Origin of the sequence: Flavobacterium artemisiae (genome assembly GCF_042678225.1) — a bacterium.
Taxonomy (GTDB): domain Bacteria; phylum Bacteroidota; class Bacteroidia; order Flavobacteriales; family Flavobacteriaceae; genus Flavobacterium; species Flavobacterium artemisiae.
In genome coordinates this window covers 1-17,240 of record NZ_JBHUDZ010000013.1, presented here as the reverse complement: position 1 = coordinate 17,240, position 17,240 = coordinate 1, and the positions used below count along the sequence as shown (strand labels likewise).

Annotated in this window: 8 protein-coding genes; 2 read left to right on the top strand and 6 right to left on the bottom strand. The window is 33.9% G+C overall.

Annotated elements, in window-relative coordinates:
• Positions 1–57 precede the first annotated feature (57 nt).
• The 6 genes from ACFSC2_RS16305 to ACFSC2_RS16280 all read right to left on the bottom strand — a co-directional run bounded on the left by ACFSC2_RS16305 (position 58) and on the right by ACFSC2_RS16280 (position 8,768).
• On the bottom strand, positions 58–3,156 hold the full coding sequence (locus ACFSC2_RS16305; RefSeq protein WP_379817760.1) for an efflux RND transporter permease subunit: 3,099 nt from the start codon (positions 3,154–3,156) through the stop codon (positions 58–60).
• Between the two features lie 3 nt (positions 3,157–3,159).
• Positions 3,160–4,245 carry an efflux RND transporter periplasmic adaptor subunit gene (locus ACFSC2_RS16300; protein ID WP_379817758.1) on the bottom strand — a complete coding sequence of 362 codons (1,086 nt, stop codon included), beginning with the start codon at positions 4,243–4,245 and terminating at the stop codon, positions 3,160–3,162.
• 11 nt (positions 4,246–4,256) lie between these two features.
• Positions 4,257–5,504: a TolC family protein gene (locus ACFSC2_RS16295; RefSeq protein WP_379817756.1), complete on the bottom strand. Its 1,248-nt coding sequence runs from the start codon at positions 5,502–5,504 to the stop codon at positions 4,257–4,259.
• A gap of 84 nt (positions 5,505–5,588) precedes the next feature.
• The gene (locus ACFSC2_RS16290; protein ID WP_379817754.1) at positions 5,589–6,947 is read right to left on the bottom strand and encodes a HAMP domain-containing sensor histidine kinase; all 1,359 of its coding nucleotides are present in this window, start codon (positions 6,945–6,947) and stop codon (positions 5,589–5,591) included.
• A complete protein-coding gene (locus tag ACFSC2_RS16285; protein WP_379817752.1) occupies positions 6,944–7,624 on the bottom strand; it encodes a response regulator transcription factor in 681 nt (226 codons plus the stop codon). The genes ACFSC2_RS16290 and ACFSC2_RS16285 overlap by 4 nt, the downstream gene beginning before the upstream one ends.
• Positions 7,625–7,679: 55 nt before the next feature.
• Positions 7,680–8,768, bottom strand: coding sequence for a M42 family metallopeptidase (locus ACFSC2_RS16280; protein ID WP_379817750.1), 1,089 nt, complete (start codon positions 8,766–8,768; stop codon positions 7,680–7,682).
• A gap of 81 nt (positions 8,769–8,849) precedes the next feature.
• Here ACFSC2_RS16280 and ACFSC2_RS16275 point away from each other — a divergent pair, with 81 nt between their 5' ends.
• Positions 8,850–9,533, top strand: a complete 684-nt coding sequence (locus tag ACFSC2_RS16275; protein WP_379817748.1) for a DUF4294 domain-containing protein — start codon at positions 8,850–8,852, stop codon at positions 9,531–9,533.
• A gap of 299 nt (positions 9,534–9,832) precedes the next feature.
• Positions 9,833–16,726, top strand: a complete 6,894-nt coding sequence (locus tag ACFSC2_RS16270) for a S8 family serine peptidase (protein WP_379817746.1) — start codon at positions 9,833–9,835, stop codon at positions 16,724–16,726.
• The last annotated feature ends 514 nt before the right edge of the window (positions 16,727–17,240 follow it).

The window sequence follows — 17,240 nt, the reverse complement described above, 5'->3', positions numbered from 1 at the left end:
CTAATGATGCTTTTCCTTTTTAAACCCAACAATTTGATTTAAAACTAAAAAAAAATATTATTCTATCGGAACATGTTTCTTTCTATTGAATACCCAAAATAAAATTGGGAATACCAATAAGGTAAGCACTGTTGCCGTCATTAATCCTCCGATAATTACAATAGCCAATGGTTTTTGTGATTCTGAACCAATTCCTGTCGAAATTGCAGCAGGTAATAATCCGATTGAAGCCATTAACGCAGTCATAACAACCGCTCTCGTTCTTGCTTTTACTCCCATAAATATTGATTCTTCGAGCGTAAATTTGGACTTGAGATTATGATGAAATTCGGATATCAGAATTACACCGTTTTGGATACAAATTCCTAAAAGAGCGATAAATCCAACTCCAGCCGAGATTCCGAAATTCATTCCCGTAATATGTAAAGCGATAATACCGCCAATTATGGCAAAAGGAACGTTTGCTAAAACCAATAAAGAATCTTTAAAGTTTCCGAACAAAATAAACAACAGTACAAATATTCCGATTAAACTGATTGGAACAACTTGCGCCAGACGAGCACTTGCACGTACTTGATTCTCAAATTCTCCTGTCCATCCAGTTGTATAGCCGTTTGGAAGTTTCAATTTGTTAACTTTTGACTGCGCTTCGGCAATTGTGCTTCCTAAATCTCGATCACGAACAGAGAATTTTACACCAATAAAACGTTTTGTATTATCTCTGTAAATAAATGCAGGGCCAGTAATGGTTTTAATATCGCAGATTTCTTTTAACGGAATTTTGATGCCGCTGATTGTTGGCACTTTAATTTCGGCTAAATCTTTTTCATCTTTTCGATATTCTTTTTCAAAACGAATTCTAACGTCAAATTTTTTCTCGTCTTCGTATTTTTCTGTTGCCGTTTTTCCTCCAAAAGCAAGTTCTAGAACCGCTTGTGCATCACTTAATGTCACGCCGTAAGCCGCCATTTTTTCTCTGTCAAGAATGACACTGATTTCTGGCTGACCAACATTTCTAAGAATTCCGGCATCTTTTATACCAGGAATATCTTTTATTTCTGCTAAAACTTTATTAGCCAGTTCATCCAGTTTATTCAAATCATCACCATAAATTTTTACTGCATTCGAAGCTTTAAATCCAGCAACAGATTCTGCTACGTTATCAATTACGGGCTGCGAATAATTATATGTAATTCCTTGATGTACTTTCAATTTATTATCCATTTCATTAATCAGATCATCCATAGAAATTTTACGTTTCCATTCTGATTTAGGCAATAAATCTACTTGAAGCTGGATAAATCCAAAACCATTTGGATCGGTTCCGTCGTTGCTTCGACCCGTTTGAGAAAGTACTTTCTTTACTTCTGGAAAAGTTTCTAAATCTTTTCGAATCATTGCGGCTGTTTTTACACTTTCTGGCAGTGAAGTACTCATTGGTAATTCTGCAGTCACCCACAAAGCGCCTTCATTTAATTGCGGTAAAAATTCGGTTCCTAAAAATCCTGCTGAAAAGAAAACAGTTCCCAATATTGCCACAGAAGCGATTAAAGTTTGAACTTTATGTTTAAAAGTCCATGCAAATCCTTTAGATACAATTCGATCCCAGAAATTTACAAACGGATTGTGTTTTTCTCTTACATTTTTGTTTAATAAAATATGAGAAAGAACAGGAACTAAAGTCAGTGTGAAAATTAATGCTCCAAGTAATGCAAAACCTAATGTAAAAGCTAGGGGAGAGAACATTTTTCCTTCTACTTTCTGGAAAGAGAAAATTGGAAGTAAAGCTGTAATAATAATCAGTTTAGAAAAGAAAATAGCTTTACCCATTTCTGTTCCTGTTTTCTTGATCAAACTTCCTTTTGCGATTTTATTGAATTTCTCCATTCCCAATTGATGCGCTCGATGATCTAAGACGACAAATAATCCTTCCACCATTACGACGGCACCATCAATGATAATTCCGAAATCGACAGCACCTAAACTTAATAAGTTGGCACTCATTCCCATCATTTTCAAACATAAAAACGCAAATAATAAGGAAAGCGGAATAACAATAGAAACGGTAAAAGTGGTTCTCCAATCTGCCATAAATAAAAATACGACACAGGTAACCAGAATAATTCCTTCAAATAAATTATGCATTACCGTTTCGGTCGTAAAATTCATCAAATTGTCACGATCGTAAAAGGTTTCGATTTTGATGTCTTTTGGAAGAACATTATCGTTAAGATCTTTAATTTTAGCTTTGATTAAAGCAAGAGTTTCCTGCGGATTTTCACCTTTACGCATTACAACAATCCCTTCAACAGCATCATCATTATTTCCAAGACCCGTTTGTCCAACTCTCGGCATAGAACTTTCGTAAACCGAAGCTAGATTTTTTACCAAAATGGGGTTTCCGCCGGCATCATCAACGATAATGTTTCCGATGTCTTCTTTCGATTTTAACAAACCAACGCCTCGAACTACAAAAGCCTGACCGTTTTTCTCGATTACATCACCGCCGACATTTAGGTTTCCTGCATTTACAGCATTGTAAACTTGTAATGGCGTAATATTATATTTTGCTAATTTAATAGGGTCAACACCAACTTCATAGGTTTTAGTTTGCCCTCCAAAAACATTCAAATCGGCAACTCCAGGCAACGAACGCAATTGTTTGTCAATTACCCAATTTTGGTAAGTTAACAATTCACGACTGTCTCTGCTGTTACTTTTTACAATATATCTCAAGATTTCTCCAGTTGGTCCGTAAGGAGGCTGAACGTCTGGTTCGACATCATCTGGAAGCGAAACGTTCTTTAATAAATTGTTTACTTGAAAACGGGCAAAAGTATCGTCTACGCCATCATCAAAAATAATCTTGATTACAGATAAACCAAACATGGTGATACTGCGGACACTGGTCTTTTTCTGAACAGAGTTCATTGAAATCTCAATCGGAGACGTTACAAAACGTTCAACTTCTTCGGCACTTTTTCCGTTCCATTGTGTAATGATGATAATCTGAGTATTGGTTACGTCTGGAAAAGCATCAATAGGCATATTTTTGAACGAAATAAATCCCGCAACAGCCAATAATCCGACCCAAAAGAAGGTAAATGCTTTATTCTTAAGCGAAAAAGCAATAATATTTTTTATGAATTTGTTCATGTCTTAATTGTTTAAAGCACCGTAAATAAACAACTGATTGTTGGTGATTACTTTTTCGTTTTCTTTTAGACCGCTAGAGATATAGGTAACATCGCCAACCACTCTATAAACTTCAACTTGTCTGGTTTCAATGTTATTTCGATCTTTAAATACCACTACAAAATTTTTGCTTTTATCAAAAACAATAGCTTTACTTGGTACGGCTATCATAGACTTACCTTCGTTAAAAGATAATTTGATATTGGCGTTCATATCCGGTTTTAGCAAATAATCAGGATTGTTTAATTTAATCCTTGCCTGCATCGCTTTAGTCTCAGGATCAATTACGTTGTAGATTTTATCCACTTTTCCGTTAAAAGTTTTATCAGGATAACTCAAGGTTGTAACAGCCGCAGCAGTTCCTAATTTTACTTTATTAATATCAATTTCATTAATATTTGCCATTGCCCAAACTTCGCTGATTTCTGCAATGTCAAAAATATTCTCAGAGCGGTCGTTTCTCAAAAGCATATCTTGATTGATACTTTTTTGAATAATAAAACCACTGATCGGCGCAGTAACTTCGTAAATAGAACCTGCTTTGATATTGTAAATTTTATAAGTTTCCTGAACTTTACTTAATTGAGACTGTGCTTTGTTTACTTCAGATTTTGCTTGAAGAACATCACTTTCAGAATTTAATTTTCCATCAAATAATTCCTGTGCTACCTTCAAATTGTTTTTAGCGACAAGTAAATCACTTTTAGCATCAATAGATTGTTTTTCAAAATCGGCTACATCGGTACTTTTTATAGTTGCCAAAACTTGTCCTTTTTTTACATAGTCACCAAGTTCAACATTTACTTTCATAACGTTTCCACCTACAAGCGGGTAAACATCAATCATTTTATTATTATCAGCCGTAATTTTTCCATAAAAACTCAATTCGTTTTTTACTGGTACAGTCTCAGCTGGGGCAGTTGTAGTTGTTTTCAGCATATCATTACTTAGAACAAAAGAAGTATTGGTTTCTGGATTTTCAACTTCTTTTTTGCAGCTTGCCAGCGATAAACTTACAATTGCAATTCCTATGATTAGTTTATGTTTCATTTTTTTCGTTTTTAAAATAAATCTTTGTTGATGGTACTATTTAATTCTTCTCCTGCAATCACAACTTTTTTCTTTAATTCATTTAACTGAATTATGGCTTGATTGTAGCTTTCCATGAAATCGGTAAATTCTAAAAGGCTGACATTTCGTTTTTGAAAGTTGGTCAGCATTCCGTTATAAACGGCTTCAAAATCAGAATTTACGGTTGGTTTTATCACGCTGTAGTTTTGTCTTGATTCATCCCATTTAGTCCATGCAGAAGTTATTTCTGTTTGAAGCTGCAGCTGAAAATTTTGTTTTTCAACTTTAGACTGCTCCAAGATAGATTGGGCGTATTTGATGTTTCCTTTATTTTTGTTCCATAAAGGCAGCGGAATACCCACACTAACATTGGCTTCATTATTAAAAGCACCGCTTCGCTGATCGTAGTTTGCCCCTAGAATAATGTCGGGTACTGAAAGTGATTTTTGCCATTTTACATTCAATTCATTAGCACCAATTTCTTTTTGTTTGGCAAGATAATCAGGTCGATTTGCTATTGCTTGTTCTTCAAAACCCTTAAGGTCAAAAGCAATTATTTTTAAATACTTATCTGAATCTTCTTTGTTTACTACTGGAATTACATTTTCGGTTTCATTTAAAAGAAGTTTTAGATTCGCTTGTTCTTCAATATTATCATTAATTACTTCTAATCTTTCATTTTTGAAATTAAGGTACAACGACTGCAGTCGCACCACATCTTTCAACGGAATATTTCCTTTTTGAGCCTGAATAGAATACGAATTGATTAAATTCTCTATATGAGCCAGCTGTTTGTCTGTGTTTTCAAGATTTTTTGAGTTGTAATAAACAGTAAAAAAACTTTTGCGTAATTGTAGTTTTAAAGTGCGTAATACATCATTAAACTGAAGCTCGGCCAATTGTGCATTTGCTTGAGCAAGTTTAACTTCATTTCGTTTTTTACCGCCCAGATAAATAAGCTGCTCAATCGAAAATACCTTTTGACCATTTTTACCAATGTCAAAAAATTTGTCTCGTTCTGGATTGTAGGCATTCAATTCGGCCGTTACTGTTGGGTTGTCCCAAATCCTGGCTTGAATAGTGAGGGCTTTTGCAGCATCAATATTATATTGTGATGCCAGTAAAAATAGATTCTTTTTTAAGAATTGGCTTTCACAGTCTTGAAGAGTAACTGTTTTCTGAGCCATACCTATTTGAGTAAAGAGCACAAATAGTACTAATGCATATAGTTTTTTCATTGTATTAAATTTATTTTATACAAATATGCTATCGACAAACTTTAAGAGACCTTAAAATCTACCTTAAAAATAGCTTAAAATAAATTATTTACGAAAAATAATGCGAAGTAAATTTTTGCTATCTATTGTTACTGAGTAAGTTATGATTGCGTTATGAAGGTTTAGTATCCGATTTACAATACGTAAACCAAGACCAAAACCTATTGTGCCTTTTGAGTTTGCACCACGCATAAAAGGTTGAAAAAGATTTTTTTGCTCAACCTCCGTAAGTGTTTTTCCTGAATTGGAAACGGAAATCACTAATAAATCATTTTCGGTGCTGATTTTTACTTTTGCCTGTTTATTATCTGAATATACGTAGGCATTCTTTAAAATATTAGAAATAGCAATTTCCAAGAGACTTTTGTTTCCACTAATTTCTAAAGCAGTGTCCAGATTATCGCTTTCTTCCATTTCAAAATGGATTACAAAATCAGGAAAGTTTTTATTTATTTTTTCAATAGAAGAAAATAAAATTTCATCCATTCGCTGCATTTCATGATTATCGTTGTTTCGATTATCAATTTTAGAAAGCGTTAATAATGAATTGATTAATTCGCTTAAATGATTTATATCTGCTAAAATTACATTCAAAAAAGATTTGTTTTTCTTATCAATTTCAGGATCTGCCAGAGTGTTTTCTATTTGCGAAGTCATTCGCGATAAAGGTGTTCTAAGTTCATGAGAAGCATGAGCAGTAAATTCTTTCTGTTTTTTATAAGAGATTTCGATACGATCCATCATGAAGTTAAATTCGCTGGCAATCAAATCAATTTCATTCTTATTTTTCGTTTCGACACGAGTATCTAGATTGTTCTCGTTTATATTTTTTATTTTTTGATGAAAATCATTTAGAGGCATCATCAGTTTTTTGACAGTAAACGACGTTACAACCCAGCTAATACAGGTAAAAAAGATATACGATATAATTAATGTATATCGTAAGAATAATAATTTTTTCTTACCATAATCATCTGTTGCAGAAATTAAAGCGTAAAAATCCTTGTCTTTAGTATCATAAAAAACTCCATAGACTTCATAGTCGCCTTGTTGCTTAAAGAAAGTTTTATTTTTCTTTAAATACTTCAAATCATCAATAGACCAATTTATCTTGGCATCATCAATACTGCTGTAAATGAGTTTGTAATTGGAATCAAAAACAAGCGTTTTTTCATCATAAAGTTTATTAATAGAATTTTGGTCAATAATTTTTAAAAGCTGATTATCGACTTGTTTGACATTAACTAATAATTTAATATTAGATAATGCCTTAATTTCTAATCGATCACGAAATTCTTCTTTTCTATAATTAGAATACAAAACGAATATAACTGTAGATGCCAAACCAAAAAGAATGGTAAACAGCAAACTAACTAAAAGTGATATTCGATTTTTTAATGTCATTCCTGATCGCTTAAATAATAACCGTATCCAACTTTGGTACGAATAAGTTTGGTTTCGTGGTCTTTATCAATTTTCTTTCTCAAAAAATTAATATAAACTTCAATAGTATTTTGATTCGTTTCTATATGATAATCCCAAAGTTTTTCGGCTATAAATTGTTTGGACAAAACTTTTCCTTTCGCGTGAGCCAAAATCAAAATCAATTTAAACTCTTTAGGAGTGAGTTTTATTTCTTCACCAGCTCTAAAAACCTTCATTTCTTCTTCAAAAATTTCCAGATCATTAATTGTGATTTTGTTTTCGATTTGCTGAGGCACTTCTTTTCTCCTTAAAAGCGACTGAACTCTGGCATATAATTCATCAAAATGAAAAGGTTTTACCAAATAATCATCTGCGCCATTGTCAAAAGAAGCTAATTTATCTTCAATTTCACTAAAAGCTGTCAGCATAATTATAGGAGTCTTTTTATCGACTTCACGAATTCCTTTGCAAACATCGATTCCGTTTACTCCAGGAACATTAATATCCAGAATAATTAAATCATATTCGTAAGGGAAATATTTTTTCAGCAGAAAAGAACCATCATAAAACGGAAAACATTCAAATTCTTTTGAAGTAAAGAAAGTTGAGATTTCCTTAGAAAGCGTAAAATCGTCTTCGAGTAATAATATTCTCATGCAGATTGTTTTTTGTAAATCCGATCCTAAGACCGGATTTACATTTTAAAGGATATTATTTGAAATAAGAGAAAGTCTCGTTATTCTCAATTTTTAATAAAGATTCGTAAATCAATTGGATAACATTTTCAACATCATCTCTATGCACCATTTCAACCGTTGTATGCATATAGCGCAAAGGAAGTGAAATCAACGCAGAAGGAACGCCGCCATTGCTGTAAGCAAAAGCATCAGTATCTGTACCTGTAGACCTAGAAGTCGCATGACGCTGAAACGGAATATTATTAGCTTCAGCAGTGTCAACAATCAAGTCACGCAAATTGTTTTGAACCGCTGGTGAATAAGCAATAACAGGACCTTTTCCCATTTTAAGATCGCCTTCTACTTTTTTGTCAATCATTGGAGTAGTAGTGTCGTGGCAAACATCGGTAACAATAGCAACATTTGGTTTAATTCTGTGTGCAATCATTTCTGCACCTCGAAGACCAATTTCCTCCTGAACAGAGTTTACGATATACAGTCCAAAAGGAAGTGTCTTATTATTTTCTTTTAATAAACGTGCAACTTCAGCGATCATAAAACCACCCATTCTGTTATCAATGGCACGACATACAAATTTGTTTTCGTTTAAAACCATAAACTCATCAGGATAAGTAATCACACAACCCACATGAACGCCCAAAGCTTCAACCTGTTCTTTATTTTCACATCCAAGATCAATAAAAATGTTACTGATCTTAGGAATCTCTTCCTTATCTCTAAGTCTAGTATGAATTGCCGGCCAGCCGAAAACGCCATTTACAATTCCTTTTTTAGTATGAATATGAACTCGTTTTGAAGGAGCAATCTGATGATCAGAACCACCATTTCTGATTACGTATAACAAACCATCTTCTGTAATATAATTTACGTACCAAGAAATTTCGTCTGCGTGACCTTCAATTACAACTTTATAAGGTGCATCGGGATTAATTACTCCAACAGCTGTTCCGTAAGTGTCCGTAATAAAAGTATCAACGTAAGGCTTTAAATAATTCATCCAAAGTTTTTGCCCTTCGCTTTCATAACCGGTAGGAGAGGCGTTATTTAGGTAGCTTTCCAAGAAAGCAATCGACGTATCTTTTAAGATAGTTTTAGTGCTCATAAAAATATTTTTTTGCTAATTTATAAATTTGGTATTAGAGTTGTATATAAATATATAATTTTACATTTAAATTATGATTCAATGAGATTTACCAGTTTTCTTTTGTTTTTTATATTAATTGCATTTACCGGCCACGCACAAGTTACTCCAAAAGAGAACCAGCAAATGGGCTATATACTAACCGAGAATGATTCTATTCTGAGCGATACCGTTCAATTGCCGGAAATAATTATTTCAAAAGAAAAATTAGATCCCGAAGCGCAAAAGCAATTCCTGATTCTTCAAAATCGCGTTTACAAAGTATATCCTTATGCAAAATTAGCGGCAGAAAGATTAACAGCTTTAAATAACGGAATGGCGCGTTTAAAAACAAATCGCGAAAAGAAAAAGTATTTTAAGATTGTCGAAGATTATTTGAACAACGAATTCGAAGAAAGACTTAAAAAACTTTCACGTAAGCAAGGCCAGATCTTAGTAAAGCTTATTCACAGGCAAACCGGAATCACAACTTATGAACTGATTAAAACATTAAAAAGTGGTTTCAAAGCATTTGTGTCCAATACAACTGCCAATTTGTTTGATATAAGTCTTAAAACAGAATACAATCCTTATAATGTAAACGAAGACTATCTAATAGAAACAATCCTAATTCGTGCATTCGAATCTGGAAGGTTAGTCAGTCAGAAACCAGCCAATACAATTAATTATAATGAATTAATGACACATTGGGAAGAAAAAGCAAAGGAGCAGAAATCAGCAAATTAAGTATTCTTCAGTATTTGAAAAAAACTATTAAAAAGCCCAAAAAATATTATCTAATTTTTTTGGGCTTTTTTATTCGTAATATTTATGTTTCGTTTTTCTTTAAAATATTATATAAGAATTAACTTGTTATTTTGTTTAACTGCTTGAAAGAAAGAAATACTATTTTGTTAGATATTTAGTGGATTTTGTGGTAAAATGTTTTTTTTAACAAATAAGTTGAAAAAATAATATTTGTTATTTATGGTTTAATTTGTAGGTTTACTCTCTCAGCTATTTGTTAACCAAAAAATAACCTAAATATGAAGAAAAAATTACTTATTTTTTTTATGCTATTAATGACCATTCATCTATGGTCACAAAAGGGATCTGATTCCGATTACACCGTTTCAGTGAATGGGCATAAGATTACTACGACAGAAAGCTTTAAACAACAGTTTAAGGCAAAGAAATCTACGAACAAGCAAAGTCTTGCAACGGAGTATACGCTCCTGCAATTCACAAAAATTCCTTCTGTAGAAGAACAAAAGAAACTGAAGTCACAGGGAATAACTTTATTGAGTTACTTGTCTAATAATGCTTATTATGTTGCAATAGATTCTGATTTTTATAACAAAAGCAACACTTTTGATAATATAAGAGCAGCAATAACAATCGATCCAAAGTACAAATTGGACCCTATGATTGTGGACAATTTAATACCAGATTATGCAGTAGACGGCGCTAACGGAATAAAGGTTGTAATTAGTTATTTTAAAGGTGTAGACCCTAAAGTTATTTCGCAGGATTTAGCAGGTTTGTTTTTAAAAGGGAGTAAAAATGATACTACTTTTAATGAGGTTTATGTTCAGGCTACAAGAGAAAAACTAGAAGAGGTAGCTAAATTCAACTGGGTACAAAATATAGAGTTAGTTGCAGCTCCAGTTGAAAGTGAAAATAGACCTGGTCTTACTTCGCATAAAGCTAATGTTTTAGGATCTTTAATTCCAGGATTGGGTTATGGGTTAACAGGTAAAGGTGTGAAAATTGGTATTTGGGATGGAAATCTTGAGCAGCACAAAGATCATACAGGGAGAGTGATCAATAGAGAATATGAATCCAATTCTTCGCATGGTGATCACGTTTCAGGAACAATTGGAGGTGCTGGGTTGTTAGATCCAAGAGCAAGAGGTATGGCACCGGAAGTACAGATGTACGGATGGAATTTTAATACGCAATCTAATGGTTTGTCAGTGCAGCAGGAAAGAGTGATGGCTGCTAACCAGGATGGTATAGAACTTACGTCAAATTCGTACGGAGTAAACTTAACTTCGGGATACAATACAGGAAGATATAATACTGGAGATCGTGGAGATGATAATGTTACCACTTTGTTTCCCTATCTTTTAACGATTTATTCAAACGGAAATGCTCAGACTGCTTATCCGGGTGGATTTAATACGTCAACAAAAAACTCAAAAAATGCTTTGCACGTCGCAGCAAATAATCCTGATGACTTAATTAGCAGCTATAGTAGTTTTGGACCTACAATCGATGGTCGTTTGGTACCTCAGATTGCTGCAGTTGGTACAGATGTATATTCTTTAGATTACAGCAATTCCTATCAGGTAATGAGCGGAACTTCTATGGCTACACCAGGTACAACGGGTACTGTAGCTTTGTTGTATGAAAGATATAAAAATATTTACGGTACAAAACCATTGGCTTCATTAATGAAAGCTTTGGTTGCGAATACAGCAGAAGATGCTGGTAATCCAGGGCCTGATTATAAGTATGGTTTTGGTAATCTAAACGGTTTAAGAGCCGTGAAAGTTTTAGATAACAAAATGTTTTACACTGGTACTGTTGCTAATGGAGCTGCATATGAAAAAGATATTGTAGTTCCTGCAGGATTAGTTGGTTTAAAAGTAATGTTAGCTTATTCTGATGTACAAGGTACTCCGGGCGGAACATCAATACAAGTAAATGATTTAGATATCAAAATCATAAAAGACGGAGTAACTACTTTGCCATGGATCTTAAATCCTACTGTGCCAAATGCAAATGCTGTTCGAGGAGTTGATAATATGAATAATATCGAACAGATCACTTTAGATAACCCTTCTCCAGGAACTTATAAGATAATTGTTACAGGTTCAAAAGTTCCGCTTGCAACTCAGGATTTTTCAGTTGTATACGATTATGTTGCTCCTGAATTGATTCTTACTTATCCCGTAGGAGGAGAAAAATTCAATACCGAAACAACAGAGTATATTCGTTGGGATTACGAAGGTGAAGCCAAAAACTTTACAATAGAATATTCTGTTGATGGCGGAATTACTTATCAGATTATAGCAAAAGATGTTCCATCTGCCGCAAGAAATTTTGCATGGAAAGTACCTGAAGGAATTGTTGCTAATGCAAAAATAAGAATTAGTGCAGGTACAAAGACAGATGCTTCAACTGCGATCTTTAATATCATAACTGAACCAAAAAATTTGAAAATAGCACCTTCTGAATGTGGTGTTTCTTCTTATAAAATGGACTGGGATCCAGTTACAGGGGCAAAATATGAAGTATTGAAAATGAACGGCTATAAGTTTGATGTGGTTGCCAGAGTAACAGATCCTACTTATACTTTTGCAAATGTAACTCCTGGAGATGACAATTGGTTTTCAGTACGAACTGTAGACATTGCAACTGGCATTACCTCTGAAAGAGTTAGAGCAATAAACGTAGAGCCTGTTTCTGCACCAGTACTTAGCGCAGTAAGTTTACCGTTTCTTGAAAATTTTAACGCAAGAAAAGCAACAAATTATGTATTTTCTAAAGGAACAACAGGTGTTGTGAAATATGAATATATTAATTCAACATTTTTGGATGGAGCCAAAATGGCAGGATCTGGAGATGTATCTTCATCTCCATGGGTAGCAAGTACAACTACTAACGCTTTTGCAAACAATCCAAATTTTATTAAAAAAGTGTCTTTTTGCAATATAGACGCTACAAGCCTTGCCGGAAAATCGATTCGCGTGAAATTTAACGTGATTTGGAATAGTGTTGGGGCAGCAAACAAAAACTTTTTTAGACTTACAGTTAATGGAAGTCCTTTAACTAGCCATGAGAGTGTAGGTGTTTACGGAGGAGCAGTTTTGTCTGGAAGTAAAGAATTGATATACGATTTATCTGCATATGCAGGAACCTCATTTAACCTTGCTTTTGAGTCTGTAATCGATAATGATGTAATAGTAGTAAGCAATGATAATGTTTACAGTTCGGTATTTATTGATAATGTTTCAATTTTCGAAGCAACAGCTACAGATCTCGAATTATCTTCATTTACTTCTAATACTGGGCTTACAGCTGCTGAAACCTTATCGGTAAAAGTATACAACCATTCTCCTGTTGCCGTAAGCAACATTCCTGTTTCGTATAAAATTAACGGAGGAACAGAAATAATTGAAACGATTGCGGGGCCAATAAATCCACTTAGTGAAGTGTCTTACGATTTTATCCAGAAAGCTGATTTTTCAGCTCCTGGTATTTATAATGTAACGGCAAAAGTAAATTATCCGGATGATGCTGTTGTCGCAAATAATTCAATTAGTAAAGTAGTTTATAATGTTGGATCAGATATTCTAATGGGAAGTAGAGCTCAGGAAACCACATGTTCGGCAGTATTTACAGATAGTGGAACCCGTTATGCAAATTACGGTGATCAGCTTACACAAACCATTACTTTTAAACCTGCTACAGCTGGCAGCAGTATCAATGTAAATTTTACTGATTTTGATCTAGAACAAGATTATGATTTCTTATATGTTTATAATGGACCAACAACGACTTCTACATTGATTGGTACTTTTACAGGAAGTAGTTTACCGGCTACATTAACTTCTACAGCTTCTGGTGGTGAATTAACTTTTAGATTTACCTCAGATCAGATAGAAAACGGCAGAGGATGGATTGCTGATATTACTTGCGTTGCCAAACCAGTCGTAAACGATGCAACCATCGCTTCTATTGTAACACCTGAGGTTTTAGGAAAAAAAACAAGTACACATGATGTCACTATAAGGGTTACTAATTTAGGTCCAAATGCTCTAACTAATTATCCTGTATTTTATCAGGTAAATGGCGGAACAAAAGTAACAGACGTTGTACCTACAATTGGTGCTTACAGTACGGTTAGTTTTACTTTTGCAACTAAAGCAGATTTGTCCGAAATAGGAGCAACCTACACTATCAAAAGCGGAGTAGATATAACAGATGATAATCCTGCTAATGATACGCGTGAAAAAATCGTATACAATCAAAATGATTTGCCGGTTCATACCAATACAGATGGGTATGCAATTTCAAAATTAAAATGGAATGATGTTGAAAACAATTCTGGAATTACAGCATATTCTGATTTTAAAAATATAAAAATTCCGGTGTATGCAGGTTTTACCTATCAACCTGAAATAAAGATTACTAAGCCTGAGACACCAATTACCAGAGATCAGTCAGCGTCAGCAGTAGGAGTGTTTACCATGATAGTAATCGATTTAAATGGAGACGGTAATTTAACAGATGAATTTTACGCAGGAACATTTTGGGTAAATACCGTGCCAACTTCTGCGTCACCTGCAATTCCATCAACAACAAGTACACATTATTTTAGAAATAATTTTAGTTTGGTAGGAGGGTTAACTATTCCAGCAGGTACAACTTCAGGCGAAAAGTTAATGAGAGTTGTACATATGTTCCGTTCTCCATCTGAATATTATAATGTTAATTTAGGACCAACTATTGATGGATTAACTAGTTCAAGAACTGATTTTGAAGTAGAAGAATACACAATTGATGTATTACCTTTTACGGCTGCTGACGCTAGTGTAGAAAGAATTGTAGCGCCAATCAAACCGGGTAATGCACCAGTATCAGTTACTGCATTAATTCGCAATTATTCTACTTCAGCAATTTCTAACTTTCCTGTAGCTTATAAAATTAATAATGGTACCGAAGTAGTTCAAAATTATATTGCTTCGATCCCTGCAGGTGGAACAGCTAACTTTACATTTACAACTAAAGCTAATTTAGCAGCTCCGGGAGATTATACAATTGATGTCTACACAAAGTTAACTGCTGATACAGATTCTACAAATGATTTAAAAACAGTAACACTTTCACATGCTGCAAATTATGCTGTAAATGTTACCGGAACTTTTGACGGAATAAATGATTTTATCAAAACAGATGTTACGCCGGCTCTAAACCTTACTAATAATTATACATATGAGCTATGGGTAAATCAAAGTAAACCGTCCGTTTTCGGACGACTTTTAGATAAGAGTACTGCTCTTGTTTTTATCCATAACAATAATAGTTTGTCCCTGTATAAAGAAAATAGTCTTGTAATTTCTATTACAACGGCAGCAGGTTCTTATGTTATAAATACAGGATTAAATTCCATTAAACAAAATACGTGGCATCATATAGCTTATACAGTAAGTGCAGCCAATGTCTACACTGTTTATATCGATGGGGTTTCTGTTCCTTTTACAAGTACAGGTACAGCAGGAGCAGCCTCTTCAAATGCAGCAGCGCCAGCTTATATTGGTAACAATGCAGGTTTAGCCCGTGGTTTAATTGGTAATATAGACGAAGTTCGTATATGGTCCGGAGTTCGCAGTCAGGCTGCTATTTACGCAAATTCAACAACAAAATATATTGGAAATGAAGCAGGTTTACTGGCTTACTATTCTTTCTCAGAAGGAGACAAACCATTTGTTTTTGATGGTACAATAAGTGATAATACAGCTGTTGTTACAAATGCAGATACCGATGGTGTAGGTGCAGGTAAATTTTGGAATGTACCTGTATTACTTCAAAAATTAGAATTCGTAAATCAGTTATCATCATCTTATGATGCCGGAACAAAGACATTTTCAATTCTGTTAAATGATGGTGCCGATATAACTGCTGCAGTTGCCAATTATTCCTTAGGAATGAAAAGTATTGCTACAATCAACGGAACTACACAAGTAAATGGAGTAACCTCAAACGATTTTACAAATCCTGTTACTTTAACAGTAGAAGGAGTTGGATTTAATACCGGAATTACTGAAACCTACACAATTAAAGTAATTGCAGGCTTAAGTAATGAAAGTAAATTACTCACTTATGATTTTAAAACAACTTCAAACCCTGGATTAGTACAGGAGATCAATACAGATATAGTTGGAAACAGCGCTGTTAAGACAGTACCGTTTGGTTATGATGTTTCAAATTTAATAGCTGATTTTACGGTTTCTCCTGGTGCGGAGCTATATATTGATGGAGTAAAACAATTAAACTCAAAAGTTACTGCTTCAGATTATCGTAATAACTTCTTTGTAACAGTAGTTTCAGAAAACAAACTTTCTCAAACCAATTATACCGTTACTATTAATGCAAAAAATACTGAAGCCAGTATTCTTAATTATGCAGTTGCAAATCAGGTCGGAACAAGTATAATAGACCCTGTATTAAAAACGGTAAAAGTTTATGTAAATAATAATGCAGACTTAAGTGTACTGGTTCCTAATATACAGGTCTCTGATTTTGCAACCTTACGCATAGGTACGTATCTTCAAAATAGCGGAGTGACGACTTTAAGCTATATTTCTCCAGTTGTTTATAATGTGACAGCTCAAAACGGAACTATAGAATATTGGACTGTAACAATCGAAGCTGCGAAACCAACTATTACTTTATTAGGTGATGCAATAGTTTCAATCGATAAAGGCTGTGTGTTTACAGAGCCAGGTTATATTGCTGCAGATAATTTAAATGCTGATCTTACTGCTTCAGTTGTTGTTTCAGGCAATGTTGATGTAAATACAACTGGACAATATATACTAACGTATACAGTAAAAGATGCTTTAATGAATGAAACGATAATTACCCGTACAGTTAATGTATCTGCTGTAAATTGTACTTTAGGATTACCTGTTAATACTATCGAGGGATTTGTACTGTATCCTAATCCTGTTACAGAAGGAAAAGTTCATGTAGTAACATCTTCTGATAGCACGAAGAAAATTTCAATATTTGATATGTCTGGTAAAAAACTGATTTCGGTTCAAACAGATAAAAAAGAAATAAATCTTCCTGGTCTTTCAACTGGAGTATATCTAATAAAGGTAGAACAGGATAATAAAACATCAATTGAAAAATTAATTATTAAATAAAGAGTTTCTTTTTAAAAACTAAAGCGGTTACTTATTATAGTAACCGCTTTTTTTATAACTATATATTAAAGGAGTTTTTAAAGCTTTCATCATTTCATAAATTAATGATAAGGAGCTGTTTCCTGCTGTTCCTTCCAATCTTTGCGGCCGAACCCCGGCCCCAAAGGATTTTCCCTCCCATCAGGGCTAGGGCATCAGGTTGTAAAAGAAAAATCCAGTTTAAATATTTGATCAGGAAATCAAAGAACCATGATTTGAGTAATAAATCGGGGCTGAAAACGGCCTATAGGAAAGAAGTCTACAGCCAAAATCCCAGCAAATGCAGAGCTTTTGAAAAGATTTTGCAGAATCAAAGCAAGCTGATGTACGAAAAAGATTAAAAAGATTAAAAAAACATTGCTTTGTAAAGGAGCTGTTACCAGCGAGTTAAGAAAAAGATGGAAAAAAGATGAGAAAAATATAAAAAAAAGGCTTGAAAATGTAAATAAAGGTTCTACTTTTGCACCCGCAGAAG

Excerpts from the sequence above, each read along its gene's own strand:
- ACFSC2_RS16285 (WP_379817752.1), bottom strand. The coding sequence starts at position 7,624 with ATGAGAATATTATTACTCGAAGACGATTTTACGCTTTCTAAGGAAATC.
- ACFSC2_RS16290 (WP_379817754.1), bottom strand. The coding sequence starts at position 6,947 with ATGACATTAAAAAATCGAATATCACTTTTAGTTAGTTTGCTGTTTACC.
- ACFSC2_RS16275 (WP_379817748.1), top strand. The coding sequence starts at position 8,850 with ATGAGATTTACCAGTTTTCTTTTGTTTTTTATATTAATTGCATTTACC.
- ACFSC2_RS16280 (WP_379817750.1), bottom strand. The coding sequence starts at position 8,768 with ATGAGCACTAAAACTATCTTAAAAGATACGTCGATTGCTTTCTTGGAA.
- ACFSC2_RS16295 (WP_379817756.1), bottom strand. The coding sequence starts at position 5,504 with ATGAAAAAACTATATGCATTAGTACTATTTGTGCTCTTTACTCAAATA.
- ACFSC2_RS16300 (WP_379817758.1), bottom strand. The coding sequence starts at position 4,245 with ATGAAACATAAACTAATCATAGGAATTGCAATTGTAAGTTTATCGCTG.
- ACFSC2_RS16305 (WP_379817760.1), bottom strand. The coding sequence starts at position 3,156 with ATGAACAAATTCATAAAAAATATTATTGCTTTTTCGCTTAAGAATAAA.
- ACFSC2_RS16270 (WP_379817746.1), top strand. The coding sequence starts at position 9,833 with ATGAAGAAAAAATTACTTATTTTTTTTATGCTATTAATGACCATTCAT.